The sequence below is a fragment of the Bradyrhizobium sp. BRP56 genome (genome assembly GCF_020194035.1).
Classification (GTDB): Bacteria; Pseudomonadota; Alphaproteobacteria; order Rhizobiales; family Xanthobacteraceae; genus Bradyrhizobium; species Bradyrhizobium australafricanum.
Genome location: NZ_JADYVV010000027.1, coordinates 48,942 through 74,026 on the forward strand (window position 1 = coordinate 48,942; position 25,085 = coordinate 74,026).

The 25,085-nt window shown below is 61.6% G+C and carries 21 protein-coding genes and 1 pseudogene; 9 read left to right on the top strand and 13 right to left on the bottom strand.

Annotated elements, in window-relative coordinates; all coding sequences use genetic code 11:
- Window positions 1–142: 142 nt before the first annotated feature.
- Window positions 143–619, bottom strand: coding sequence for a hypothetical protein (locus I6F38_RS20000; protein ID WP_137481292.1), 477 nt, complete (start codon window positions 617–619; stop codon window positions 143–145).
- A 461-nt stretch (window positions 620–1,080) separates the two neighbouring features.
- Here I6F38_RS20000 and I6F38_RS20005 point away from each other — a divergent pair, with 461 nt between their 5' ends.
- Window positions 1,081–1,836 carry an SDR family oxidoreductase gene (locus I6F38_RS20005; RefSeq protein ID WP_225161537.1) on the top strand — a complete coding sequence of 252 codons (756 nt, stop codon included), beginning with the start codon at window positions 1,081–1,083 and terminating at the stop codon, window positions 1,834–1,836.
- A gap of 9 nt (window positions 1,837–1,845) precedes the next feature.
- On the opposite strand, the gene I6F38_RS20010 is transcribed toward I6F38_RS20005, so the two are convergent.
- The 6 genes and pseudogenes from I6F38_RS20010 to I6F38_RS20035 form a co-directional block, all read right to left on the bottom strand.
- Window positions 1,846–2,250, bottom strand: a complete 405-nt coding sequence (locus I6F38_RS20010) for a hypothetical protein (RefSeq protein WP_225161538.1) — start codon at window positions 2,248–2,250, stop codon at window positions 1,846–1,848.
- The gene (locus I6F38_RS20015; protein ID WP_225161539.1) at window positions 2,250–3,833 is read right to left on the bottom strand and encodes a hypothetical protein; all 1,584 of its coding nucleotides are present in this window, start codon (window positions 3,831–3,833) and stop codon (window positions 2,250–2,252) included. The genes I6F38_RS20010 and I6F38_RS20015 overlap by 1 nt, the downstream gene beginning before the upstream one ends.
- An 82-nt stretch (window positions 3,834–3,915) precedes the next feature.
- A complete protein-coding gene (locus tag I6F38_RS20020; protein WP_225161540.1) occupies window positions 3,916–5,781 on the bottom strand; it encodes a sigma-54-dependent Fis family transcriptional regulator in 1,866 nt (621 codons plus the stop codon).
- A gap of 245 nt (window positions 5,782–6,026) precedes the next feature.
- Window positions 6,027–8,150: a glycogen debranching protein GlgX gene (gene glgX / locus I6F38_RS20025; protein WP_225161541.1), complete on the bottom strand. Its 2,124-nt coding sequence runs from the start codon at window positions 8,148–8,150 to the stop codon at window positions 6,027–6,029.
- Window positions 8,151–8,512: 362 nt separating this feature from the next.
- Window positions 8,513–8,677: pseudogene (locus I6F38_RS20030) on the bottom strand (JAB domain-containing protein); the annotation flags it as partial.
- A 246-nt stretch (window positions 8,678–8,923) separates the two neighbouring features.
- Window positions 8,924–10,063 (bottom strand): 5'-methylthioadenosine/S-adenosylhomocysteine nucleosidase, encoded by a 1,140-nt coding sequence (locus I6F38_RS20035; RefSeq protein ID WP_223153803.1) that lies wholly within the window; start codon window positions 10,061–10,063, stop codon window positions 8,924–8,926.
- Between the two features lie 571 nt (window positions 10,064–10,634).
- Between I6F38_RS20035 and I6F38_RS20040 the strand changes: the two genes are divergently transcribed.
- Window positions 10,635–12,446: a hypothetical protein gene (locus tag I6F38_RS20040; protein WP_011082908.1), complete on the top strand. Its 1,812-nt coding sequence runs from the start codon at window positions 10,635–10,637 to the stop codon at window positions 12,444–12,446.
- Between the two features lie 115 nt (window positions 12,447–12,561).
- A complete protein-coding gene (locus I6F38_RS20045) occupies window positions 12,562–13,116 on the top strand; it encodes a restriction endonuclease (RefSeq protein ID WP_011082907.1) in 555 nt (184 codons plus the stop codon).
- A gap of 362 nt (window positions 13,117–13,478) precedes the next feature.
- Here I6F38_RS20045 and I6F38_RS20050 read toward each other — a convergent pair whose 3' ends face one another.
- The 4 genes from I6F38_RS20050 to I6F38_RS20065 all read right to left on the bottom strand — a co-directional run bounded on the left by I6F38_RS20050 (window position 13,479) and on the right by I6F38_RS20065 (window position 16,602).
- A complete protein-coding gene (locus I6F38_RS20050) occupies window positions 13,479–14,606 on the bottom strand; it encodes an SAVED domain-containing protein (RefSeq protein WP_014490283.1) in 1,128 nt (375 codons plus the stop codon).
- Window positions 14,599–15,048, bottom strand: coding sequence for a hypothetical protein (locus tag I6F38_RS20055; protein WP_202557271.1), 450 nt, complete (start codon window positions 15,046–15,048; stop codon window positions 14,599–14,601). Before I6F38_RS20055 ends, I6F38_RS20050 begins: the two co-directional genes overlap by 8 nt.
- 6 nt (window positions 15,049–15,054) lie before the next feature.
- On the bottom strand, window positions 15,055–16,305 hold the full coding sequence (locus I6F38_RS20060; RefSeq protein ID WP_011082904.1) for a nucleotidyltransferase: 1,251 nt from the start codon (window positions 16,303–16,305) through the stop codon (window positions 15,055–15,057).
- Window positions 16,306–16,380: 75 nt separating this feature from the next.
- Window positions 16,381–16,602 carry a DUF2188 domain-containing protein gene (locus I6F38_RS20065; protein ID WP_011082903.1) on the bottom strand — a complete coding sequence of 74 codons (222 nt, stop codon included), beginning with the start codon at window positions 16,600–16,602 and terminating at the stop codon, window positions 16,381–16,383.
- Between the two features lie 134 nt (window positions 16,603–16,736).
- On the opposite strand from I6F38_RS20065, the gene I6F38_RS20070 reads away from it, so the two are divergent.
- Genes I6F38_RS20070 through I6F38_RS20080 form a run of 3 tightly spaced genes read left to right on the top strand, consistent with a single transcriptional unit; the run spans window position 16,737 to window position 19,064 of the window.
- Window positions 16,737–17,132, top strand: coding sequence for a helix-turn-helix transcriptional regulator (locus tag I6F38_RS20070; RefSeq protein ID WP_011082902.1), 396 nt, complete (start codon window positions 16,737–16,739; stop codon window positions 17,130–17,132).
- The gene (locus tag I6F38_RS20075; protein ID WP_011082901.1) at window positions 17,129–17,650 is read left to right on the top strand and encodes an ImmA/IrrE family metallo-endopeptidase; all 522 of its coding nucleotides are present in this window, start codon (window positions 17,129–17,131) and stop codon (window positions 17,648–17,650) included. The genes I6F38_RS20070 and I6F38_RS20075 overlap by 4 nt, the downstream gene beginning before the upstream one ends.
- Window positions 17,651–17,657: 7 nt before the next feature.
- A complete protein-coding gene (locus tag I6F38_RS20080) occupies window positions 17,658–19,064 on the top strand; it encodes an exodeoxyribonuclease I (RefSeq protein ID WP_011082900.1) in 1,407 nt (468 codons plus the stop codon).
- 267 nt (window positions 19,065–19,331) lie between these two features.
- Here I6F38_RS20080 and I6F38_RS20085 read toward each other — a convergent pair whose 3' ends face one another.
- Together I6F38_RS20085 and I6F38_RS20090 are read right to left on the bottom strand one after the other, a co-directional pair.
- The gene (locus I6F38_RS20085) at window positions 19,332–19,547 is read right to left on the bottom strand and encodes a helix-turn-helix domain-containing protein (protein ID WP_011082899.1); all 216 of its coding nucleotides are present in this window, start codon (window positions 19,545–19,547) and stop codon (window positions 19,332–19,334) included.
- 361 nt (window positions 19,548–19,908) lie between these two features.
- Entirely contained in the window at window positions 19,909–20,067 is a 159-nt protein-coding gene (locus I6F38_RS20090; RefSeq protein ID WP_016839828.1) for a hypothetical protein, read from the bottom strand.
- 382 nt (window positions 20,068–20,449) lie between these two features.
- On the opposite strand from I6F38_RS20090, the gene I6F38_RS20095 reads away from it, so the two are divergent.
- The 3 genes from I6F38_RS20095 to I6F38_RS20105 all read left to right on the top strand — a co-directional run bounded on the left by I6F38_RS20095 (window position 20,450) and on the right by I6F38_RS20105 (window position 25,027).
- Window positions 20,450–21,646, top strand: a complete 1,197-nt coding sequence (locus I6F38_RS20095) for a hypothetical protein (RefSeq protein ID WP_026192137.1) — start codon at window positions 20,450–20,452, stop codon at window positions 21,644–21,646.
- A gap of 172 nt (window positions 21,647–21,818) precedes the next feature.
- Complete coding sequence (locus I6F38_RS20100; RefSeq protein WP_014490278.1) at window positions 21,819–23,912, top strand: ParB/RepB/Spo0J family partition protein; 2,094 nt, start codon at window positions 21,819–21,821, stop codon at window positions 23,910–23,912.
- A gap of 56 nt (window positions 23,913–23,968) precedes the next feature.
- A complete protein-coding gene (locus I6F38_RS20105; protein WP_011082896.1) occupies window positions 23,969–25,027 on the top strand; it encodes a toprim domain-containing protein in 1,059 nt (352 codons plus the stop codon).
- Window positions 25,028–25,085: the final 58 nt, after the last annotated feature.

The following is a 25,085-nucleotide window of genomic DNA, read 5'->3' on the forward strand; positions in this document are numbered from 1 at the left end:
CGGCCGTGGCAGAGCCTGAACACGGCTGACCGCGGCGCCGCGTTTGATGTCGTGGGCCCGGCCCGGCCGTGCGACAGCTGGCCGGGCCAACGCTCATGTGAGGCGTCGCTGTCCTTGCTGTGGTCCCGCGGACGCTGCGCTGCTATGACCCCGGCGTTCTCACGACCAGTTTGATGTTCAGGAGATTGACCCCCTTGAACGGGTTCGGCGCGCTTTCGATCGTTCCTGTGCCCGTCGCATTCGCATAGGCACCCGTGCCCGATAGGATCGTATATTCGCCGTTTGATTTTCCGTCCTTGATCGCGCCGGTGTAACGCGCCGTGATCGCGCCTTCCTCGAACGTGTAGGTGCTGTAACCGTAATAGGAGCCCGAGCCCTTCAGCATGTCTCCTGAATGGACGAACTCCTTCACCCCGATATGGCCGTCACTGAAGACGGCGACACCAAAGAACTTGCCGGAAACGACCGTCTGCCCTTCGACGTTTGCTGCTTCGATGACCTTGACGTCGACAGGCTTGGTGACGAGCTTGAACTCGAGCACCTTCTCACCCGCTAACGCGGTCGACCCCGCAACGACGATTGCCACGCTGGAAACGAAAAAGGTGATAAAATTCCGCATAGATTCCTCCTGCGTTTGCTGAAATCAAATCAAGGAGTGCACAGCGGGCTAAACGTCATGCCCAGCATTTGCGTTGCAGCACGAAAGAGAGCCCGCGGTGATATCCCGGCAGCGGCCGAAGCTTTCGGTACCCCAGCACGCTGGCTGGAACGCACGCATTAGTTTACGCGACGGTAGAAGGTTCAGCAAGCGTAGCCACCAACGGCTGGTGCGCATCAGATGACGCATCAGATGGCAGGTTCCGCGACATCAGAACAGCCGTAGCGTGCTATAGGTGGTTGCATGCGAGCGAGCGACCGAGGAGGGAGCGCGACTCACCAATCCTTCTCTCCGCTGCCGTGGTCGGCCGCGCGCGCGGCAACCATCGAAGTTGCTGCGGATCGGCGTACCAATGACGATTGCCGCCGGCAAATCCGGCAAGCATGTCTCAAGAAACCTCGTCACCGACAAGGAGTATCACCATGAAGATCGTTGTGATCGGCGGTACCGGACTGATCGGCTCAAAGACCGTTGCCATTCTGCGCCAGCGCGGCCATGACGTCGTCGCCGCCTCGCCGAAGAACGGCATCAACGCCATCACCGGCGAGGGGCTGAAGGAGGCGCTGGCCGGCGCGGCCATCGTGATCGACCTCGCCAATTCGCCGTCATTCGAAGACAAGGCGGTGATGGAATTCTTCGAGACCTCCGGCCGCAACCTGCTGGCGGCGGAGAAGCCGGCCGGCGTCAGGCATCATGTCGCGCTGTCGATCGTCGGCACCGACCGCACGCCCGAGAACGGCTACTTCCGCGCCAAGGTGGCGCAGGAGAAGCTGATCGAGGCGTCCGGGATTGCCTACACCATCATCCGCGCGACCCAGTTCATGGAATTCGTCGGCGCGATCGCCGATGCGGGCGCAGTCGGAAACACGGTCAGGCTCTCGCCCGGCCTGTTCCAGCCGATCGCGGCGGAGGACGTATCCGCGCTCGTCGCCGATATCGCGCTCGAGCCGCCACGCAACGGCATCGTCGAGATCGCAGGTCCCGACCGCGCGCCGTTCAACGAGATCGTGGCGCGCTACCTGAAGGCAAAGGGTGACCCGCGCGAGGTGGTCAAAGACCCTGACGCGCTTTACTGGGGCGGCCGGGTCGAGCAGCACTCGCTGGTGCCGCTCGGCGAGGCGCGCCTCGGCCGCATCGATCTGAACGAATGGCTGCGCCGCGCGCGGCCGGCGGCGTGACGGTATCGGCTATTTGAGCCACACCAGCAGCGGGACGGGCGCGCGTCCTTCGCAGGACAGCGTGCCCTCGTAGTTGCGCGTCTTGCGCGCGCTGTAGGTGCAGGCCGCGCCGTCCAGCACCAGCTCGGCGGTGACCTGCGAATCCGCGCCCGTGATTTGCAGCTTGATTTCTCCGGCGCGTTCGTCCGGCCCGTCTTGCGCGCAGATGCCCACATGCTTCATCTTGAGCGGTCCGGAGAACTGCCTCGGCGCGCCCGGCGCGCTTTCGGTGAGATGTCCGGTCAGCTCCCATTCGCCGAGCACGCCGGCCTGGCCGAGGATCTCCATCGCGCCAAGCGGCAGGGTATGGCAAAGCGATAGCGCAACGGCGCCGAGCAGCGCCGCTCCACCGTTGCGCCATGTCGCCCGTGGCATCACAGCTTGCTTCCGGTCGTCTGGCGCAATTCGATCAGCTCCGGCCGCGACAGATCGGCATCCGCGGTGAGCCGGGCAATCTGATCGGCGCATTCCCGGATCTTGGCCTGATCGCCGGCCGCCTTGGCGCTCTTGATCATGCCGAGATAGGTCGCCAGCCGGTTGGGCTCCTTCTTGAGCACGGCTTCATAGGCGGCGAGCGCCTCCCTGGCCATGCCGCGATCGAGCAGCATCGCCGCGTAGAGCTCGCGCGCCGGCGCCAGCGGTCCCGGCGTGACGGGATGCTTCTCGGTCTTGTCTTCCGCCTCCGCGGCGGCATTCATCGCGCTGAGCGCCTCGTCGTACTTGCCTTCCGCGTACAGCACCCAGGCGCTCGCGATCTGCTGCTGGATGTCGACGATGTTGGACCAGTAGGCGTCCTTGGCGTCCTTCAACTTGTCGCGCAGCTCGATCAGCTTGGCGACATCGGCTTTGGCGGCGGCGGGGTCACCGGAGCGCGCGGCGCCGACCGCGCGGGCGAAATAGGTGATGGCATCCGCATAGGCGTATTTGGTGGGATGCACTTGAAGCGCGGCGGCACCCTTCCAGTCGCCGCGTTCGAAGACATAGCGGGCCTGGCTTGCCGCCACCGCGAAGGGGCCTGCGAACCGGTCGAGCTTGAACTGAAGCTTGCCGAGCTCGTCGATCACCGCGCGCGCCTCCTTGTCCTGGCCGAGCTGGAGATAGGCATAGACCAGATAGTCCATCGCGTGCGCCTGGTCCTGCTGCTCGCCGTCTTGCTTGGCGATGCGCGCGGATTCCTTGTTCGAGGCGATCGACTCCTTCCAGTAGCCGACGCGCGTGAAGATGTGCGACGGCATGTGCTGGGCATGCGGCGCGTGCTCGGCGATCTTGGCATAACGCATCGCCGCGGGGAGGCCCTTCTCCGCGAGCGCCGGGTAGTCGTAGAGATGGATCAGATAGTGGGCGATGCCGGGGTGCTCGGGCTGGCGCTTGAAGATCGGTTCGAGCAGCGCCGCGCCCTTCAGCTGGTTGGCGTAGGTCTTGTCGGCCGGGGACGCCGCGACGTTGAGCGTGATCGCATAGGCGATCTGCGCCTCGTCATCGTCGGCATAGTGCGTCGCGACCTGCTCTTCGGCGGCGAGGAATCGCTGCACGCGGGTGCGGTGATCGACCTTGTCGTAGTCGACATACATCGCCGCGATCGCATCGATGTATTCCCGTTCGCGCGGGGTGCCGGCATTCAGCGCCTGGCCTTTTTTCGCAGCTTCAAGGCCGAGCGGAAGGTTTTCCGGCGGCGGCGGCGCGTGCGGATTGTAGAGATAGCTGAGCGCGATGCCCCAATAGGCGATGGCGCATTGCGGGTCGGCCTCCAGCACTTCCTCGAAGGTGCGCCGCGACGCGCTGTACCAGAAGGAATGCTGATACAGCATGGCGCGATCGAACAGCTCCTGCGCTTCGGGCTTGCAGGATGTCACGAAATGGACTTTGCCCAATCGTTGCTCAGTAGAATCCGAGGCGGCAGGCTGCGAAATGGTCGCGGCAATGAGGCCAACGACCACAGCGAGGGGAAACCGTGTCATGGGACCCGCTCCGTGGCGTTGAAGGCGAAAGCCGTAGGATATCACCTTTCCCGCAAGGCCGGAACAGCGGGGGCGTCCTGATCTAGCTGTCCAGCGCGATCCCTAACGCCTTGATCTTCCGGTACAACGTCGCGCGGCTGAGCCCGAGCGCCTTGGCCGCGTCCGTCACTCTTCCGTCATTGGCGCGCAATGCATCGACGATCGCGGCGCGCTCGCTAGCCGCGTGATCGGCCTCCGCGCCGCGTGCGCTGAACGGCGGCAGATCGAGATCCGCCTCGGTGATGACGCCGTCCTCCGCGGTGGCGCCGGCGAGCCGCAGCACGTGGCGAAGCTGGCGCATGTTGCCGGGGAACGGATAGGCCATCAGCTGCGCCCACGCGTCGGCTGCGATGCGGCAGTGCGGCGCTTCCTCGTCGGCGATCTGCGCGATGACATCCTTGCGGTCGGCGCGCTCGCGCAACGCGGGCAGGCGGATCTCCATGCCGCGCAGCCGGTAATACAGATCGGAGCGGAAGCTGCCGTCCTCCGCCATCCGCGCCAGATCACGGTGCGTGGCGCTGATCAGACGGATGTCGACGGCGACGGGCTTCAGCGCGCCGAGCGGCCAGACCTCGCGGTTTTCCAGTACGCGCAGCAGCCGGGTTTGCAGCGAAAGCGGCATGTCGCCGATCTCGTCGAGGAACAGCGTACCGCCAGAGGCCTGCACGATCAGCCCCTTCGATCCCTCGCGCCGCGCGCCGGTGAAGGCGCCGGCCTCGTAGCCGAACAGCTCGGCATCGATCAGGCTCTCCGGCATCGCCGCGCAGTTCAGCGCGACATAGTTGCGGCCGGCGCGGTTGCTGGCGGCATGGATGGCGCGCGCGAACACGTCCTTGCCGGCGCCGGTCTCGCCATGCAGCAGGATCGGCAAATCGAGATTGCCGACCGTCATCAGCCGCTTCACGCCCTTGATCAGCACGGGATCGCGGCCCGCCAGCCGGTGCAGGCCGGAAAACTGTCCGGCCGGCTTTTCGCGCGGCGGCGTGGATGGTGGACGCGGCGATCGCGTCCGCACCGGCGGCGCCAGATGGGCGCGGCCCCACGGCGTGCCGTCGGCGCGGCGCAGCGCAACCGGCTCCTCCGCGGCGCGTGTCGCGCGATCGTCGAGTTGGATGAGATGCGACAGGTCGATGCCGTCCTCGATCGTCGCATCGGTCAGGCCGAACGCCGCGCGCGCGGTGCGGCAGGCGCCGACCACACGGCGGTCGTCGTCATAGGCCAGCATGCCGTGCCCGTCGCCGGGCAGCATCGCGATCCAGGAGGCGCGGTAGCGCCGGCGGAAGAACGACTGCTCGATCCGCCGCGTCGCCTCCGTGGTGACGGCGAGCGCCAGTTCATGCGCGCTGCGGCCGAGGTCGCTGCGGCACGAGGTGATGTTGACGGCACCGGCGAGCCGCCCGGCATGATCGAACAGCGGCGACACCGCGCAGGTGAACATGTGCCACTGCTCGCGGAAATGCTCGTCGCCATGCACCAGGATCGGCCGCTGCTCGGCGAGCGCGGTGCCGAGCCCGTTGGTGCCCTCGAACGTCTCGGCGAAGTTCGAGCCGGTGTAGATCTTCCACTCCAGGAACATGCGCGCGTAGTCGCCCCCGGGCAGCCGGCTCACCAGCATGGTGGCGTTGGGATCGGCGAGATTGACGCAGTAGCCGGAGTCGTGGAGCACGCGGGCGAGGTCCTCGAGCTCGGGGATCGCGACCTGGATCAAATCCTCCATCGGCCCGGCGATGTGCCGGATCTCCGCCTCGGTCAGGGTCTGCGGCGGCCCGCGCCGGGCCGGATCGAGGTTGTGATTGACCAGGCAGCGCCGCCAGGACGCGGCGATCCGCGTCTCGGTGTCGACGCCGGCCGCCTGGTTGGCGGCCGACAAAACACGGGCGACGTGATTTGAGGCCGAAAGATTGGCCATCCAGAGGTCTCCACCCCTAATTTTCCGCGAAGTCTGGCAGTCCGCGGCCGAATGTCAATTGGCCGACGGGGTCGCGGGACTCTAACCTCCCCTTGCAAAGGGGAGGTCGCTTTGCTCGGCAGAGCTAAGCGGGTGGGGATCTGCACTCTCGGCTTGCAGCGTCGCCCGGGGCTGACCCCCATCCCGACCTTCCCCCTTTCAGGGGGAAGGAGAAGGCGGACCGCAGCCCGGGCGGAGCCAACGGGCTACGGGGATGACTTCACCTCGCCGGTCGTGAGCAGCACGAACGAACGCCCCACTGCCCTGTACGTGCCGTCGAACGCAAACTGCGCGCCCGCCGGCTGTTCCGGCGCGTTGGTATCCAGCAGCAACGACCAGCGCGGTCCGGCTGACGTCCGCGGCAGCTTGAAGTCGACCTCGCCCTCGTAGCTGTTGAGGATGACAAGCACAGTGTCGTCCTCGCCCTCACGCGCGATCGCGGTCTTGCGCGCGCGGCCGTCGAGCACGACGCCGAAGCATTTGATCCAGCCGGTGCTCCAGTCGGCCTGCGTCATCTCCACGCCTGTCGTGCTGATCCAGACCACGTCGCGGATCTCGAGTTGGGGATCGCGATCGCCGGAGAGGAAGCGGCTGCGGCGCACGATCGGGTAGTCGCGCCGCAGCTTGATCATCCGCCTGGTGAAAGCGAGCAGCTTCCCGGCGTCGTCGGAAAAATTCCAGTCGAACCACGAGATATCGTTGTCCTGGCAGTACGCATTGTTGTTGCCGCGCTGGGTGCGGCCGAACTCGTCGCCGCCGAGCAGCATCGGCGTGCCCTGCGAGGCCAGCAGCGTCGCCAGCATGTTGCGCTTCTGCCGTTCGCGCAAAGTGCGGATATCCGGATTGGCGGTCGGGCCCTCGGCGCCGCAATTCCAGGAGTGGTTGTCCGACGAGCCGTCGTTGTTGTGCTCGCCGTTGGCCTCATTGTGCTTGTTGTTGTAGCTCGCCCAGTCGTTCAGCGTGAAGCCGTCATGGGCGGTGATGAAGTTGACGCTGGCCCAGGTGCGGCGGCCCTCGCGGTTGAACACGTCGTGCGAGCCGAGCAGCCGCGGTGCCAGGCTGCCTGGCGCCGCCTCGCCGCGCCAGAAATCGCGCACAACGTTGCGGTATTTGTCGTTCCACTCCGCCCAGCCCGCCGGAAAGCCGCCGACCTGGTAGCCGCCGGGGCCGCAATCCCAGGGTTCGGCGATCAGCTTGACGGTCGCGAGCAGCGGGTCCTGGTTCATCGCCTTGAGGAAGCCGGACTGCTCGTCGAAGCCGTAGACCTCGCGCGCCAAAATGGTGCCGAGATCGAAGCGGAAGCCGTCGACATGCATGTGACCGGCCCAGTAGCGCAGGCTGTCCATCACCATCTGGATCACCCGCGGATGCGACAGGTTCACCGTGTTGCCGGTGCCGGTGTCGTTGATGTAGTAGCGCCGCTTGTCGGGCAGCAGCCGGTAATAGCTCGCATTGTCGATGCCCTTGAACGACAGCGTCGGGCCGCGCTCATTGCCTTCGGCGGTGTGGTTGTAGACGACATCGAGGATGACTTCGAGGCCGGCGCCATGCAGCCGCGACACCATCTCCTTGAATTCGCGCAGGCTGTTCGGCACGTCGGCGGCGTAGCGCGGATCCGGCGCGAAGAAGCCGATGGTGTTGTAGCCCCAGTAATTGGTGAGGCGCTTGTCGAGCAGGTTGCTGTCGTTGATGAAGGAATGCACCGGCAGCAGCTCGATCGAGGTGATGCCGAGCGCCTTGAGATGGTCGATCGCGGCGTTCGAGCCGAAGCCGGCATAGGTGCCGCGCAAATGTTCGTCGATGCCCGGGTGCTGTTTGGTAAACCCCTTGACGTGGGTCTCGTAGACCACGGTCTCGTCCCAATGCACGTCCTGCCGCTGCGCCTCCTGGACCCAGTCGAAATTGGGATCGACCACCACGCATTTCGGCATGAACGGCGCGCTGTCGCGCTCGTCGAAGGTGAGGTCGTCGCCGCTCTCCATCTTGTAGCCGAAAACCGCCGGATTCCAGGTCAGGCTGCCGGCATGGGCGCAGGCGTAGGGATCGAGCAGCAGCTTGTTCGGATTGAAGCGGTGGCCGCCGTCCGGCTGGTAGGGGCCGTAAACGCGGTAGCCGTAGAACGTCCCCGGCTGCACGCCGTTGATGAAGCCGTGAAACACCTGGTCGGTATATTCGGGCAGCTCGAAGCGATGCGTCTCGCGCTCGCCGTCGAACAGGCAGACCTCGACCTTGGTGGCGTTGGCGGAAAACACCGCGAAATTGGTGCCGTGGCCGCTCCAGTGGGCGCCCAGCGGGTAGGGCAGCCCTTCCTCAATGACGAAATCGGACATCGGTCCCCCAAGGCCCCTGACAGGCCGTCAGATCAATCTGCAACAAACGCCGCCGCGCGGGAAACGTTGCATGGGCTAGTTTAGCGGCAGTTACGCTTGGTTCGTATGACGCGGGCGGAACGAGATGCAAGGCTCGGCAAGAGATGTCGCGAGAATGCGGTCGTATGACTCTCTGCCACAATCTCGATGTCGTCCCGGGCAAGCGCAGCGCGACCCGGGACCCAACCACGAAAGCAAATTGGCTTGCAAAGCTGGAGCCACAGCGTGCTTCGACAACGCAACCCCGTGGTTATGGGTCCCGGCCCCCGTGCGCAATTGCGCACTAGGCCGGGACGACAGCGGGGGCTTGTTGAGTGCAATCCTTAAATCAGCCGCATGCCCTTGAAGCTGGTATGCCCGTTCTTGCCGACGATGATGTGATCATGCACGGCGATCCCGAGTGGCTTGGCGATGTCGACGATGGCTTTCGTCATCTGGATGTCGGCCTGCGACGGCGTCGGGTCGCCGGACGGATGGTTGTGCATGAGCCTGCGGCGTCTATTATCTATTTGAGTTTGCTGTTATTTTAGATTCTGATCGAGCTGTAGGAGGCGGAGACTGGGGCATGTAGTGGGTGATTGTTCGTGATAGTCACGAGAGTTCACGCTCGGTCCTGGCCGCTTCGATTGGAGTCCTTGTTTCAATGCCCGATCTGTCCGTGACATGCATTTCAGTGCGTATCGACGGCTTACGGACACCGCCGAAAGCATCAGCCTGAATGCTCAGGTTTTCCGTTAACGTGTCCTTTCATCGACGGCTTCCTCCAATACGTGCAACGTATCGCGCCGCTCGAACAGTAAAATTAGCTCTCTGACCCGGGCCGATTTGCGGTCGCCGGGAATTTCGTCAATGTCCACGCCCAGGAGAAAGCAAAGGTTCTTAAACTCTTCCATATCGAACGCCGTACACAGCTCATCGAACAATTTCTTACGTTGAGCTATCGAAATACGCGACTTCGTTGCCGCTACCGAAGCAACGGACTTCGGCCACGCCCCCTCCGAGAGGGAAACTGGGCGCGACTCAATGAAGCTTCGCAAGCACGAAGCCGCGGAATACGCTGCGTACTCTTGCCACATGTCATTCTTTTTGCCGTCGGCGAAGTCGCAGATGGCTCGGATCGTCAAGAATCCCACCTTCTTGACAGCGCTGAATGCCGCAGAAGCGACTCCTGCACTCTCCATCTCAATTGCGATGAGATCGCGTTGCAACGACCGAAGCTCTTGGGCAGCCTCGCTTGAAGCAATCACCTTCTCTCCAGAGGCAATTGGTCCGACATGAATTCTCGGCTCGATGGCGCTCGCGCTTTTCCCATCGGGCCTTGAAGGCAAATGTGCGCGCCACGTTGAGTCGGTCAAGTTCAGTATTCCATCCACGAGGATGGGGTCCGCCTGAAATTGCCGAGCTCGATGCTCCTGATGATTGGGTCGAACCTTCGAGAGCTCATAATAGAAAATGGAGTTCGAGGCCACGATATCGCCGAAGCCCTGATCCTTTCTAGAGATTCCACCAGCAATTCCATTCACAAGTACAAATCGCGGCTTCCATTTGTGGATGAGGTCCGATGTCGCATGTGCGGCATCGAGATTTCCCATCGAATGAAGGAGAGTGGCAACAACTCGATACGAGCCGCCGCGTCTTGTTGGAATCGTTCCGCGAAGGTACGTGCGGGTCGAATCCGATGTCGACGAAATCGGTACCAGCTCAGGAAAATAATGCTTAAGCGCAGCCAATTCCTTCCGCAACGCGACGACAACTGCGAAGTCGACTGATTCGTCCTCCACCTGTCGCGAGAGGTCGGTAGCCTGCTTGTCAGTAAGCTCGACAGCAACCGAGCTGAGAAATGCTGCGACGCGGCTCTCATGGCGCCGTTTCATGAGAAGCAACGAATCCGCTGTGTAAGTGGTCGGATCCTGATCGACCAAACGATGATGCGTTGGACATAGGATGATCAAGTTGTCTGCGTCGTTGCGCGACTCTTCGGATTGCGCGGGATCGAATCTCGGCCCCCCGGGAGAGGCCGCACGAATGTGGCAGAGTTCGCCCAGTAATGCGCGAGATTGAGGCTGAACGAGCTGCGTTGTACATCCCGGGAAAGCGCATAGGCCCCCCGAAGAAGCGAACAGAATCTTTATCGAACGATCACTGGGTTGTCGTCGCATAGCACCTCAAGCACGCTCCGCATGCCGTCGCCCCGTAGTCAAGAGATCATAGCCTTCAACGCCCATCAACCGGATACGTGTCGATAAGCCGACACTTTGTGGCTAACGTTGCTATTGAGCAGGCCGTCTAGAGCTGCGCGACATCGAGTAGCCTTCTAACTCTTCTTTGCGGGGGGCATGTTCTTTCCATTTGCATCGTGGAGGCATTCGCGCTTAAGTTGATCATATTGAAGGTCCGTCTTAATTGACATGGCGTACTTCCGCGCGGAAACGCGACGGGGGATGGATGATCGACTCTCTTCGCGTTGCAAAAACAGCAAATTTTCACATTCTTAAGCGGCAGATGAGCAATGCCGCATTGGATGACCTTTTTCGCCAAGTTCGGGCAAGCCAGCCCTCGGCCTCCCAAAACATATTCTACCATCGGCGCGTCCAAGCTGGGCGCGCGCGTTGGTCTGCGATCTCCTTCCTCTATGACCGCTCGCCTTCATTCTTAACCGAAGACGCAGGAATCCGAGAACGAATCTGCGGATTTATTCTTTTGATCGAATATCGCGATCATCTCGCGATTCTTAAATCCAAGCTCGATCTTCCGGCAGGATTTTTCACCCGCTATCTCGGTCGAGTATCAGCCGAACGCGTGGATCGTGCGGTCGCACGGCAGGGAGCGGTGTTCGAAAAGATTCGGCTTCGAAACATGTCGGTCTCCAAGCACGTGATGAGGAGTAAAACGTTCGAAGCCGATGACCTACAAAATGTTGTCGGGCCTGCTGGCGCAAACCGGTATGTGCCCCAGGCGTACGCGGTCCGGTCGGGAACTGACCACTATTCTACAACTCCTAGCACCGGCAGGATAGGGCAGCGGTCTGATCGGGTCGATCACCTCGCACTTGTGGAGTACGCGAAATCTGTAATTGACGAGCTGGTAGGTGGAAGAGCTGCACCTGCCAGCTTTCTCCGTACCTTAGCCCGCGCTATCGATTTGGCGAGTATTGGCGGCACCGCGCGTCCAACAAGTTTTGCCGTCGACGTTGCGGGATTTGTTGATGCGATCCATGTCGATCGCGAAATCAGACTTGTACATGAAGATAGCGGTAGACTCACTCAACTCTCCAAGCATGAAATCGATGCAGCGTTAAATGAGCTCGATCGTGCGTTTAGGGTCAGCGGCGACGGAAAGAGGATGGATATCTTCGACGGTGCTGATTCGGTTGGAGCAATTGCAATCAACCAAGCTCGCGTAGCATTGCGTGACTTGCAATTGCCGATCACTGCCGGCATCGAGGTCGAAAGTACAGAGTATGCTCTCGGTCACGATCCAAATCGGATCTCGCTCCGACGCTACATCGATCGCGAGGATAAGTTCATATTGCTGTTCGACGCCCTCTCTTTAGCTTACATCGACGGGACCTTGTTCCGCGACGAAGGCTTTGTAGATGGTGGCGCAGCCCTGTTGCGCCATTTGCGCTCTGATCCGCTCCTAGACGGAGTGACTGATGAAAAGGGTAACTTTTCGACGCGAAAGGCCACCTTTGATGCTGACTCCACTTTCGGTGTGATCGAAGCGAGTGTTGCGGACGGGGACGATGTGCTTGTGTGCGACGATCTTGGCGACGAATGGGCGGACTATATTGGGCTAAACAACTCCAGCAGCCCGCCTAGAATTACCTTTTATCACGCAAAGCATGGTCCACTATCGCTCGGTGCTGGGCCGTTCCATATCTCCGTGAGCCAAGCAATTAAGAACTTGCAGCGTATGAGCCTTCCGCCGGAATCGATGGAAGCGAAAATTCGTGGTTGGAACAACAAGTATGTAAGCGGTAGCGGAGTCAAAACCCGGATCAAGAGGATTGTCCGAGGCGATGCCGACGAGCTAATGAACGAATTCGCTCAAGTGCGGCTTGCGCCGGATGCAATTCGTCGGGTCTTCATCGTGACCTCTTCGCTGAGCCGCGGTGCTGTTGAAGAGGCGCTAAAGGAAGTCGCAGCCGGCCAAGCGCCAGACCCATACTTCGTTCAGCTCTATTGGCTGTTGATGTCATTCTTCTCGGCGTGTACCGAAATGAACGCACATGGATACGTGATCTGTCAAACTTAGCAGGCGCTGATCACGGAGTCGGTATTCGAAACTGCGATTTGGCTATTCCGGCTGTTAAGGCCCGACAGCCGGCTGACTGCTAACCTATGCGCAGTTGTAGTAAAGAGCGCGTGCCATGCTTACTTTGCAGCAGATGGAAGAGGTAAGGGTTCGCCTAGCGCAGCAACTGATATTCTACATGCCCGTTAAGCTGTTTCCTATTGCGCAGAAATTAGCGTTTCCGATTCTTTTAGAGTTCACACGACTAGTGGATTTTAGGAATCTGGAAATTCCACCAGAGAAGATCAAAATTACTGACTTGATCTACGAAGACAGGCTTCCGTCAGTGTTCGAGTCGTTTATCGCTCGGCGGTTTTCCGAGGGGAATAAGCAAGCGGAGTTGCGAGTAGCGGGAATCATTACACCAGATCACAAGATCGTCCTGGCAGATCGTAAAACGGCAGAGGGATTTCTAATAAAGGCAAACTCAGCGGTTTGGTATGAAATTGTAGCAAGCCTGCAATCGGATTGGAGCCAAGCGTATTCACTTTCTGCGACGCGTTGGGAAGAGATCGTCGCTGGTGCCTTCGATAAAGCGGGGTTCGACGAGGTGACATTAACGCCACGCTCAGGGGATCACGGACGGGATGTCATAGCTGTTCGAAGGGGGTTGGTTGCATCAAGATCATAGGATCGGTGAAGGCGTATAAGCCGAGGAACGAGGTTTCATATGATGACATTCGTGCATTGCTGGGCGTACTCAGCGGGGAGCAGAATGCCTCTAAGGGAATCCTGACTACAACGTCGGACTTTCCGCCAAGGCTAATATCTGATCCGTTCATAACTCCCTTTCTGCCGACGCGTCTCGAATTGATGAACGGTGACAGCCTTCAAAAGTGGCTTGGTGGCCTCCTGAAAAAATAGGCTTCTCCCGTTCGGATACATGCCTCTACGAGAGAGGGCTTGGGTCCGGACTTAATTGATCCACCAGGTAATCGCAGCGGCGAGGAGGATTGCGGACAGGAAGATGTCCGCGCGCTTGTCGCATCGGGTTTAGGGAATATCGAAGGTCCGTATGAACCCGTGCGATCGATTGTTGTCGTAGAGCCGGAGGGAAAGATCCGATTTGGGCATCCAGACGCGGCCGACCTCGACCGCCAGGGAGGCGGGAAGCGCGGGAAAAACATGCAGCAGCGTTCCCTCGCCATGCCGAGCCTTGATGCGGTCGTAGAGCCGTCGGAGTTCGCGCCGAAATGCGGCCTGATCGTCAGCTCGCCGCAAGACGTCGTTGTGAGGTTGATCCGCGCAGAGCGACCAGATCGCGGCTTCGTCGCCGAGAACCGCCTGGAGTCGCGCGTCGGTCACGGTAGCGCTGACACCGAGCTTTAGCGCGACCGAGCCTGACAGCCCGATATCCGGTTCGGTGACCTGGAATGTGATCGGGGGGCCATCGGACGCCCATCGCCAACTCGCGGGTTCGCGATGCCTTTGATGAACGACGGCCGGAACGATATCGCAGAGCAGCCGGCCAAGCTCGATCAGCAGCGGCTGCGGTGCGAGTGCGAATACGCTTAGATGCCTAATCTCCTGTCGCTCTACGCGGCCTCGCACCTTCGCTTCGAACTGGCGTCTCAGGTTCTCGCGCTGGACCGTCCAATAGGCAGGCTCGTTGTCTCGAAACGCACAGCCTACCATTTCAAGATCCAACCTCTGGCCGCTGGCTGGGTGGCGGTCGGGCGGCATCGCCGAAAAGATCGCCTGCGTCGATACAAGCGCCTCGTTGTCACAAATGCTCGCCCCAAACCTGATGACGTGAGATGCCCGGTCTTCGTCGATGCCGGCAACGATCGCGATCCGGCCCTCGTGCTCGGCTTTCATAGTTAGCAGAACAGATTCCGGATGATCGGCGACGGCGTCAAGATCGATCAGCTTGTGATGTCGGGCGCACATCAACATTAGATTTTCCAGACTACGCGCGAGCTGAGTCGACCGGATCGGATCGCCGCGCGGGCCGCCTTCGACGTCAGCCACGATGTGTGCGATGAAGCCGAAGATCCCGTCTTGCCGCCCGGCCACCAGGTCGCCGACCAAATCAGTATTGCATCCACGATATTGGCAGCGGCCAGCAGCCCGCGCCCACAGCGCCGATTGGACCTTTTGCGGAATGCTGCTCTTAGACACCGACGCCACCTGCTACGACGTGGCGGCCGCTCGCTGTCCATTGACCCGTTGCGCGCCAGCCCTCGTAAGCGGCAAGCCACTCGATCACCCAGGGCACAGTTGTCTGCGAGAGGCTGTCGAACGGCGACCAATCGTCGGAATCGGGATCGAGCATGCATAGCGTCACTTCGCCATCCGAACCGTAGTACACGTGAGGGAGCCTACCCTCCGGGTCGCCCGGACGGTGCCGTAACGGCGGTGACAAGACTTTGACGCGTGGCTGGAGAATGCGCACGTCGAGCCGTTCGATCACCAGCGGCGCTCGATAAGTGATCTCGACCTGAAACGTCTGAAGCAAAGGCCGGAGAGGGCCCTGCCACGCCGCGATTGCGCCGTGGCGGCCGATGAGTTTCAAGTTCGGCCACAAGGAAGCCATGTCAGTGATCTGGGCGTCGACCGTCATCACCACTTATCGGCGCTCTCCCATGTTGGTGTGTGCGCGAGCCGCGACTGGCGCCAGGCTGGTCGCCGCGCCGATGATCGCCGGCGCGGCGGGAACGAACAGGCCGCCGGAGCGCGTATAACCATGCTGCCGTGATTGAACTTGGCGCCCGAGCCGCTGGTTGAAAGCTTTGACAGAACGCGTGACGACCCGGTCCCCGAACTGCCCGCGCAACCACTCCTGCAAGTCCTCCAGCTGCACGTCGCCGGTGCGGGCGGCTTCGAGCCCGTTAGCGAGGGTGTGCAGGTGGCGAGAATAGGTTGTCTGTTGCAGCTGAGATTCTGGCCAACGGTCGGTGAAACGCTCGACCGGAAATTCGGGGTTGGGCACGACCAGGAGCTGGCCGCGCTTCGCGGCGTCGTCGATCGCGCGGGCCGTCCAGCGCGCCTGCCGGATCAGCATTTCCGCAAGCCTCATGCCCGGACGGGCGGCATGGCCGGCATGGCACGACAACATCACCGATGGCGGGATCCGGCCCGTCTCGGTCGCGTAGGCGATGTTGCGGTGCCGCTTGATTAGCTGCAGCGCGACCGTCGTCACGCTCTTGATGATGAGCGGCGTTTGCGGCGGAACGTCCTCGACGTCCGCTGCGGCGAAGGCGATTCCGGCCTGTTCGTACAGCTGACGATTCAGCGCCAGCGCGAACCGCTCCTCGGTAGGCGTTCGGGCGCAATACCACTTCCCGAAGGCATATGAGTTCATCGGCACATAGCGCGCCGGGTCGCTGCGAGTCCCCTTCTTCGCATGCGGGATCTCGCCTTCCTTCTCCTTCGGCGCCCGCCGCCGCGACGGCGTAATGTCAAGATGCATGCCGTCGGCGTAGTAGAGCGTGATGCACCGAGTTTGGCGCACGACCTTGCTTACCGGGTAGCTCTCGAGTGCGGCTTCCAGGTCATCCAGCAGCGCCTCGGGACCGAGGTCGGGGCCTTCGATCTCGGCGACGATATCGAGATCGTACTCGTCGTCCGTGCCGCGGGTCGACGTGGTTGCGTCGATTGCCATGGAGCCCTGGGGATAGAAGCAGGCGACCCTGCCTTCGAGCGGACTACCGGGTCGTTCGATGTAGCGTCGGACCGCCTCATATCGCTCGACCGCCTTGGCATGCAGGCCGGGCGGAAGCTGAATATTGATGGCAAGCTCGGCGAGTACCGCGTCCAGCGGGTCGGCAAAGGGATCATCAGGCCGATCATCGCGGCGCAGGGACGGAAAATTCGACATCGATATTGGTCCTCTTCTTTGAATGACCTCCGCGCGCCGATCCGACCGGATCGCCCTGGTGAGCGATCCGTTGGGTTATCCTTTCGGCGGGAAGGGATCGTTTCCGTAGGAGTTGGCGTCGCGAATGCGGCCATCGGGACGGTGGATGACGACTTCGCCGTGCTCGCGAAGCGCAGTGCTACGCGCCGCCTCCGTCGCCTCGGCTTGGGTGTGATGGGTGGACCCCACCCGCAACGCCCCCTCACGTCGGGTTGCCCAACCTGATTCGTGCGGCACGACATGAATGCGCTTCGACATCTCGGTTCCTTCGCCTCGTCGGTGAGCGTCGCGCTCTCCGGCGGGATATGGATTCCTGAGATTGGCCAATATGTCAAGTAATGATCACACTAGTAAGTTTGTAATAAGCACATAATGTTTGCGGGATTGACATTATGCCCGAAGCAGCGCAAACATCGGCGATGGCGGGCAATCCGGTCTATATAGCGTTCGGCAACGCGGTCTCGACGCGGCGCAAGGCTCTTTCGCTGACCCAGGCCCAGTTGGCGAGCAAAGTTAAGATGTCTCGCGCGTCGATCGCCAACATCGAGAGCGGCCGGCAGAACATATTGCTGCACCATGTCTATGCCCTCGCCACCGCGCTTGATTTCGCGAAGGTCGCCGACCTGCTGCCGCCAATGCCGCATAAGTCCATCGGGGAGGAATTGAAGATGACGCTGGTCAATGAGAAGCTTTCGAAGGAGTCGCTGTCCGAGAACGCGGGCGCCCAGGTCGCTGATTTGATCAGCAGCGCGCTCGCGCCACGCCGCGGCTCTAAGGTCGGATCGTGAGGGACGCTGATCCAGGTCGAGCGCGCGAAGCTGCGCGCTCGATCCTTCGGGAGTTCGGCGTTTCAGCGCCGCCCGTCCCTGTCGAACGCATCATTAAATCGCGCAAGATCGTCCTTCAGTACGCACCGCTGGAGGAGGATCTTTCGGGCATGGCCTATATCAAGGACGGCATCGGCATCATCGGCGTCAATGCGCTACATCATCCCAACCGCCAGCGTTTTTCCGCCGCCCATGAACTCGCCCATCATGTGCTGCACGACGAAGACATCAGACAAGCCGTTCACGTCGACAAGGGGATACGCGTTCTCTTCCGAGATGATATCTCAGCGCTCGGAACCGAACCGATAGAGATCGAAGCCAACGCCTTCGCCTCAGAGCTGTTGATCCCCGGCGACCTCTTAGCCGCCGTCTTGGAAGGCGGTGGTGTGGATCTCGAGGACGAGGCAGCGATTGAGGGTCTCGCGCGCCGGTTTAGGGTAAGCCCGGCGGCGATGCGTTTCCGGTTGACTCGTTGGTAGCACACCCATGAGCTTCGTCTTTTTCGACACCGAGACGACGGGGCTTAAGCGTGGCTTCGATCAGATTCTCCACTTCGCCGCTGTTCGCACCGATGAAAACCTGAACGAGGTGGCTCGGTTCGAGACGCGCTCGCGCCTTCAGCCACATGTGCTTCCCCATCCTTCGGCGCTTCGGACGAACGGATTGCCGATCGAGTCGTTGACTGATTCCAGCCTGCCGTCGCACTACACCATGGTAGGAGATATTCGCCGGACCTTGATTTCCTGGAGCCCTGCGGTTTTCGTCGGCTTCAACTCCATCCGCTTCGACGAGGAGATGCTGCGCCACGCCCTCTTCCAGTGCCTATATCCGGCATATCTGACAAGTAATCATCGAAACTGCCGCGCCGATGCGCTCAGTCTGGTGATGGCCGCCGATGCCGTGTCGCCTGCGCAACTAGTTGTGCCGGTCAGCGAAGAAGGGCGGCGGACATTTCGCTTGCAACAGTTGGCGGCGGCAAATGGCGTCGCACATGCTCGGGCACACGACGCGATGTCCGATGTGCTTGCGACGCTCGAACTGAGCCGATTGGTCTATCGAAGGTCTCCGGAGTTGTGGCAGCGCTTCGTGCGCTTCTCGAACAAAGCGACCGTCGCGGATTTCATTGAGGTCGAAGACGGCTTCGTGTTGACCGAGTTTTTCGGCGGCCAAGCTTATCATACGTCGGTCGTCTGCATCGGCAGGGATCCCGATCAGGCCAATGGCCGGCTTTGCTTGAGTCTCAACGAAGACATGGGCCGGCTTGCCGCGATGAGCGATCTCGAACTGCAAGTTCATCTGACGCAGAAGCCAAGTCCGATTCGTCGCTTCAGGATCAATGCCGCGCCCACGCTGACGGCGTTCTACGACGCTCCCGAGCATATGCTGGATGGCGGTTCGATGGGCGCCACCGGAGACCGGGCCTGTCTCATGAAGGCGGACACTGGTCTGTGCGCGCGGCTTGTGGCTGCTTACATGGCTGCGCGCGAGCCCTACGCATTATCTCCGCACCTCGAAGAGCGCATCTATAGCGGCTTTCCCGGTCCTGCTGATGAGGCACGCATTGCCGCGTTCCACGATGCGCGATGGGAGGACCGCCTCGCGATCGTCCAGGGCATGGAGGACGAGCGACTGCGCTGGTTCGGGCTCCGGTTGATCTATTTCGAAGCGCGCTCGGTTCTCCCCGAACCTACTCGATTGGAGGTCGAGCGCTACTTGACCGATCAGATGACAGGCGACGGTTCGGGCTGCCTCACCATCGATCAGGCGATGGCAGAGACGGAAAGGGTGCTTGGCGAGTTCGCCAGTCCAGATGATCTTCTGATCCAATATCGCACGTATCTGCAGGATCGACTGGCGCGGCTTGAGGCCTATCGGACACGGCTGATTGCCTGAACCGACCGGTTCGGAGCGCTCAACTCAACGTCGCCTTCTCTGCGCTGAGTATTTGGTCACGGACGGAGTGCCGCGAGGACATGGCGTCAGTGTTGAGCCGACTTATGATGAAAGCGGTGGTCTGACGGTGCACCGCTGAACAGGGGAAACGCAGCGCGGTTCGCGATTTTAGCTCCCTATCATTCCGAGCACAGCAACCGAGTCGTTGTCTCGAGCGTGCCAGCGGATTGAGTCATCATATTAGAGCGCGATTTTGTTTTTCTCAAGCTAGCTCACGTTCAGTTCTTTCGACGCACTACAAATCACCAGATTTCCCCGATCCCATGCGTCAAGCTCGTCCACCGGGTATAAGACGGCTTTGCCGATCTTGATGTATGCAGGCCCAGTTCGCATTGCGCGCCAATTCCGCAGCGTACCCACGGAGACCTCGCCACGGTATCGTGCAGACACTTCCTCCGGTGTCAGGAATTTGGACTCCGTCATTCGTCTTCTCCATCACTCCGCCGCACGAAACGTCACGGTCGAGATGACTGAGATGTTGGCACCCAGAATGACGGAAGAAAACGATATTCTCGATGACCCCGCATAGCTCGCGTCAAACGCGAGCGAGTTAACGCGTCAGCCTGCGTTGATAGCCGCAAGATAGCGTAACGGAGCGTAGCAAAAATACTTGCGGCTCTCGGCCGCAGGTACACTGACCAATCGCGAAGATCGGAAGGTCGTCCTTGTAGGAAGTGTCTTTGGTTAGAAATGCCTTGAGCTGATCGTCTCCCAACCCGTATCCGTTGTCTTTGCAGGAAACGATCATGGACTCTCGGTCGTCGAGCATGTCAGCTCGAATAAATTAGACGTCGATTTCAACCAGCATGTCCGTTTCAGAGGCGTCTTCGTGCTTGCGGATAAGGAATGAGTCGGTCGCATTTGAGATCGGTTCCTCAAAAACGACATACAGGTTCGAGCTGATCTTCGTATTCTTGATGCTGCCCCTGATATCGAACGTCATTTTCGTTTCAATCGCTGACGTTGTGGTCTGTGGAGGATCGTTCTGCCGGTGTGTGGGACGTCAAGTCAAGCTGTCGTATGAAAATGGCGAAAGCACCCGCCAGTTGGCTCCGATGTTCAGTTCCCCTTGTTTGCGCGCGCACTAACTTTCCGAGCTGGTCCATCGGGTTACGCAGCCTGTTGCTCCGATGATATGGCGAATTCCGGCGGTGCGCCTTTGAGGGGAAAGCCTTCCCCCTGGTCGGCGCCGCGGTCGCCGACGCACCCCCTTCTGCGGGGAGACCCCGCAACGCCCCCATTAGAGTGAGAGGACGGATCGGCTTCGCCGTGACGGGTTGATGATCGGAGGAGAGGCCTCCGGCGCCCGTCATGGAGATTGTCCCATGACCCAAGCAGAAGTTTTGATCGCTGCCCACGACTGCGCCGGCGGCTACAAGGTGGATGTGAGTCGCGGCGAGCGCATCGGCCGCGTTTCATCCGAATGGTTCTCGCGGCCGGCGGACGAACGCTATCTGTCCTTGTCGGATCTCTACTCCGCCGTGCGCAGCCGGAGCGAGCGCAGCCGGACCCGAACGGTCGAGAGCACCGCGATCCGAGTGGAGGCCAACCGCGACGATGCCGAGCGCCTGACGCTGATGCTACCCGGTTGCGACGCGCCGATCGCGCCGACTCATTGGAGCTTCGGTCAACTTGCCAGCTTGGTCGGAGCGCCGGCGGCTTACCTCCGTCAGCTTCCGGCACCGCTCGCTGGCATCAACCTGCAGTTCGGCCTCAGCTTTCATCGAGCCGAGCAGATAAAAACGCTTGAGGTGCAGGGCAGTCGCCTCGAGCTTCGCGCCGCGACGGGTCCGGAATATGGGCGTATATTTGACCACGAACTCGTGGCAGCTGTTCAGCGCATCGCCGGCAATGGCACGGGTGACACGCGCTGGAAGGTCCCAGGCGTGCTTGATTGGTCGACTGGCGTTTACAACCCGCGCGTCGACATCACCCAGGATACGACGACGCTCTACGCCTCCGATCGCGATGTCTTCCTGTTTCTGGTCGACGACCTCAATCCGATCGAGGCCGGCCGGCTGCCCGACGGCTTGCCGGACCTCTACTTCCGCGGCTTCTACTGCTGGAATTCCGAGGTGGGCGCGAAGACGCTCGGCATAGCGAGCTTCTATCTTCGCGCCGTCTGTCAGAATCGGAATTTGTGGGGTGTTCAGGATTTCGAGGAGATCACCATCCGCCATTCGAAATACGCCGCGACGCGCTTCGCCCATGAGGCGGCGCCGGCGCTGACACGCTTCGCGAACTCTTCGCCGATGCCCTTCGTCAACGGCATCAAATCGGCGCGGGAGCGGATCGTCGCCCGGACCGACGAGGACCGCAGCGAGTTTCTGCGCAAGGGCGGCTTCTCCAAGACCGAGACGGCGAAGATCATCGACACAGTTCTGTCCGAGGAAGGCCGGAAGCCCGAGAGCGTGTTTGATTTCGTCCAGGGCATCACAGCCGTCGCGCGCGACAAGACTCATCAGGACGCACGACTCGACATGGAGGCACGGGCGAAGAAGCTGCTCGACCGCGCGGCCTGATTCCCGGACAACCGGAGATACGGAACGGTGCTTTTCCGGTTCCGAGGCTTTCCGTCTTTCCTGTTCGTTGGCTTTGCGACGCCGCCCTCCAAAGTGAGAGGGCGGCGCTGCGCTTCGTGACGAGTTGATGTCGAGAGAGAGGCTCTCGGCGCCCGTCGCGGAGTATCATCCCATGGCGACTACCGTTCGCAAGATCACCCTTTCGCCCTCGCGCGATATCCCCTTCAACAGGCTCGTGCTGAGTCAGTCGAACGTCCGGCGCGTGAAGGCCGGCGTCTCGATCGAGGAGCTAGCAGAGGACATCGCCCGCCGGGGCCTTCTGCAGGGCCTCAGTGTCCGGCCCGTCGTCGACCAGGTCGGCGCCGAGACCGGCGTGTTCGAGATCCCGGCTGGCGGCCGGCGCTACCGCGCGCTGGAGCTGCTCGTCAAGCAGAAGCGCCTCGCCAAGACCGCCCCGGTGCCCTGCGTCGTCCGCGATAGCGGCATCGCTGAGGAAGACTCGCTCGCCGAGAACGTCCAGCGCGCTCCGCTTCATCCGCTCGACCAGTTCCGGGCATTCCTGGCGCTGCGCGAAAAGGGCCAGTCGGAGGAGGAGATCGCTGCCGCCTTCTTCGTCTCCGTCAACGTCGTCAAGCAACGCCTCAAGCTCGCGTCGGTTTCGCCGACGCTGCTCGACGTCTATGCGGAGGACGGCATGACGCTCGACCAGCTCATGGCCTTCGCTGTATCTGGCGACCACGAGCGTCAGGAAGTTGTGTTCGAGCGGCTGAAGGCGTCCCACGACAAGCAGCCCTACGTCATCCGCCGCATGCTGACAGAAGGCGCGGTCCGCGCTTCCGACAAGCGGGCGCTGTTCATCGGGGTTGACGCCTATACTGCCGCCGGTGGCACGGTGCTGCGAGATCTGTTTCAGGGCGACGATGGCGGCTGGATGCAGGATGTCGCGCTCGTCGACCAGATGGTGGCCGACAAGCTGAAGGCGGAATCCGAGACGATTGCCGCCGAGGGTTGGAAGTGGACCGAGGTCGCCCCCGATTTCGCTTACGGCCACGCTTTCGGTCTGCGACAACTTCGCGGCGAGATCGTCACCCTCACTGCCGAGGAGGAAGCGGCCCGCAACGCCTTGCAAGCAGAGTTCGATCAGCTGTCTGAGAAACACGCGGACGCCGATGAACTGCCCGACGAGGTCGACGAACGGTTGTCCGAGCTGGAAACAGCTTTGGAGGGGCTCGAGAGCCGGCCGGTTGTTTTCGACCCGGCCGAGATCGTGCGCGCAGGCGTCTTCGTCAGCATTGGCGCTGAAGGCGAGCTTCGTGTTGAGCGCGGCTACGTCCGGCCCGAAGACGAACCGTCGGCGGAGCCGGAGCCCGGTCTTGCTGAAGAAGATGGTGAGGCCGAACGGGCCAAGGCCGCGAGCTACGAAGGCGGCGAGCGCAACGTGTCGGTCGAGCCCGGCGCCGAGCAGGAGGAGGACGAGGGCCTTTCGCCCATCTCCGACCGGCTGATGACCGAGCTCACCACCCATCGGACACTCGGCCTGCGTCATGCCCTCGGTGAGCAGCCGCAGGTCGCCTTTCATGCGGCCCTGCATGCTCTGACATTGAAGACCTTCTACCACTACGGCTCGGATAGCTGCCTGGAGCTGGATCTGAAGAGCGTGAGTTTCGGCGCCCAGGCGCTCGGCCTGAACGACAGCGCCTTAGCCGAGGCGATCCGCGCTCGGCACGAGCGCTGGGCGAAGGCTTTGCCGAAGGAATCGGCCGACCTCTGGGACGCACTTCAGGCGTGGGACGGCGACAGCCAGGCGATGCTCTTTGCCCATGTCGTCAGCCTGTCGGTCAACGCCGTGCATGAACCCTGGAATCGGCGGCCGCGTGCGCTCGCTCACGCCGACCGTCTCGCCCGGGCTGTCGATCTCGACATGGCTGCGGCGGGGTGGAAACCGACCGTAGACAACTTCTTCGGTCGGGTGACGAAGACGCGAATCCTCCAGGCCGTGGTGGAGGCAAAAGGGCAGCGCGCCGCCGATCGGATCGAGCATCTGAAGAAGGGTGACATGGCTGCCGAGGCGCAGACCTTGCTCACCGACACGGCCTGGCTGCCCGAACCGCTTCGCACGCTGGGCCGAGCCATTGGCGACGAACCGGCGGTCGAATCTATAGTCGAGGAAACTCCAGAGCAGCCTAGCGAAAACAAACTGGAAGACGAAGAAGAGCGGACCGCCCACAATCAGCGAGCCGGTGAGCAGATTATGGCAGCCGAATAAGCCGTCGAGAGCAACAACAAGGTCCGCTGGCGACGGCGGACCTTTTCTTTTTGGGGATGACGATGGCCGATAACGCACACGATCTCGCACGGCGTCTCGGCCGGCAGGCTGAGTCCGTGTGCCGTCACTACCTCTCTGCCGGACGACGGGAAGGTAGCTATTGGCTCGTCGGCGACGTCCGCAATACGCCTGGCCGCTCAATGTTCGTGCGGCTCAAGCAGTCGGCGAAGGGAGCCGCCGGCAAATGGACCGATGCCGCCACCGGGGAACATGGCGATTTGCTCGATGTCATTCGCGAGAGTTGCCGCCTGGTCGACTTCAAGAACGTCCTCGACGAGGCGCGCTTGTTTCTCAGCTTGCCGCATCCAGAGCCCGAGCCCAATCAGCCGCGGCTCCGCAATTCCAGCGCGGCACGAGGATCGCCGGAGGCCGCTCGTCGGCTCTTTGCCATGTCGCAGCCGATCGAACGCACACTCATAGAAGCGTATCTCCGCAATCGCGGCATTACGTCTTTGCACGAAACCGGAAGCCTGCGCTTTCACCCACGTTGCTACTACCGGCCCGACGACCACAGCCCGACCGAGACCTGGCCGGCGATGATCGCCGCCGTCACCGATCTGTCCGGCGAGCTGGCTGGCGTACACCGCACCTGGCTCGACCCGCATGGTTTCAGCGAGGCGACGCTGGGCAAGGCGCCAATCGACACGCCAAAGCGGGCGATGGGCGACCTGCTTGGTCACGCTGTTCGATTTGGCGTCGCTGGTGAAGTCATGGCGGCCGGTGAGGGCATCGAGACGATGCTGTCGCTCCGCTGCGCCCTGCCGACCATGCCGATGGTCGCAGCTCTCTCGGCAGCGCATCTCTCCGCCGTCCTTCTTCCGGATACGCTCCGCCGGCTCTACATCGCCCGGGACGACGATCCTGCCGGTGACGGCGCCATGGCGACCTTGATGGATCGGGCGCAGGAGGCCGGCATCGAGGCAATCGTGATCTCGCCACAGCTTGGCGACTTCAACGAGGATCTTCGCCTGCTCGGATTTGACGCCCTTCGGGCCGCAAGCCGCGTACAGATCGCGGCGCAGGACGTCGCGCGCTTTATGGAGCTGGCGGCATAGCCGAAACGGGATGAGGGGCGACGCGGCCGCTTCGTTACCGCACGGTCGGTGAACGTGT

Excerpts from the sequence above, each read along its gene's own strand:
- glgX (WP_225161541.1), bottom strand. The coding sequence starts at position 8,150 with ATGTCCGATTTCGTCATTGAGGAAGGGCTGCCCTACCCGCTGGGCGCC.
- I6F38_RS20085 (WP_011082899.1), bottom strand. The coding sequence starts at position 19,547 with ATGACGGAGTCCAAATTCCTGACACCGGAGGAAGTGTCTGCACGATAC.
- I6F38_RS20090 (WP_016839828.1), bottom strand. The coding sequence starts at position 20,067 with ATGACGTTCGATATCAGGGGCAGCATCAAGAATACGAAGATCAGCTCG.
- I6F38_RS20040 (WP_011082908.1), top strand. The coding sequence starts at position 10,635 with ATGATCGACTCTCTTCGCGTTGCAAAAACAGCAAATTTTCACATTCTT.
- I6F38_RS20020 (WP_225161540.1), bottom strand. The coding sequence starts at position 5,781 with ATGGCCAATCTTTCGGCCTCAAATCACGTCGCCCGTGTTTTGTCGGCC.
- I6F38_RS20015 (WP_225161539.1), bottom strand. The coding sequence starts at position 3,833 with ATGACACGGTTTCCCCTCGCTGTGGTCGTTGGCCTCATTGCCGCGACC.
- I6F38_RS20070 (WP_011082902.1), top strand. The coding sequence starts at position 16,737 with ATGCCCGAAGCAGCGCAAACATCGGCGATGGCGGGCAATCCGGTCTAT.
- I6F38_RS20010 (WP_225161538.1), bottom strand. The coding sequence starts at position 2,250 with ATGCCACGGGCGACATGGCGCAACGGTGGAGCGGCGCTGCTCGGCGCC.
- I6F38_RS20095 (WP_026192137.1), top strand. The coding sequence starts at position 20,450 with ATGACCCAAGCAGAAGTTTTGATCGCTGCCCACGACTGCGCCGGCGGC.
- I6F38_RS20000 (WP_137481292.1), bottom strand. The coding sequence starts at position 619 with ATGCGGAATTTTATCACCTTTTTCGTTTCCAGCGTGGCAATCGTCGTT.
- I6F38_RS20045 (WP_011082907.1), top strand. The coding sequence starts at position 12,562 with ATGCTTACTTTGCAGCAGATGGAAGAGGTAAGGGTTCGCCTAGCGCAG.
- I6F38_RS20065 (WP_011082903.1), bottom strand. The coding sequence starts at position 16,602 with ATGTCGAAGCGCATTCATGTCGTGCCGCACGAATCAGGTTGGGCAACC.
- I6F38_RS20060 (WP_011082904.1), bottom strand. The coding sequence starts at position 16,305 with ATGTCGAATTTTCCGTCCCTGCGCCGCGATGATCGGCCTGATGATCCC.
- I6F38_RS20005 (WP_225161537.1), top strand. The coding sequence starts at position 1,081 with ATGAAGATCGTTGTGATCGGCGGTACCGGACTGATCGGCTCAAAGACC.
- I6F38_RS20035 (WP_223153803.1), bottom strand. The coding sequence starts at position 10,063 with ATGAAACGGCGCCATGAGAGCCGCGTCGCAGCATTTCTCAGCTCGGTT.
- I6F38_RS20105 (WP_011082896.1), top strand. The coding sequence starts at position 23,969 with ATGACGATGGCCGATAACGCACACGATCTCGCACGGCGTCTCGGCCGG.
- I6F38_RS20100 (WP_014490278.1), top strand. The coding sequence starts at position 21,819 with ATGGCGACTACCGTTCGCAAGATCACCCTTTCGCCCTCGCGCGATATC.
- I6F38_RS20080 (WP_011082900.1), top strand. The coding sequence starts at position 17,658 with ATGAGCTTCGTCTTTTTCGACACCGAGACGACGGGGCTTAAGCGTGGC.
- I6F38_RS20055 (WP_202557271.1), bottom strand. The coding sequence starts at position 15,048 with ATGACGGTCGACGCCCAGATCACTGACATGGCTTCCTTGTGGCCGAAC.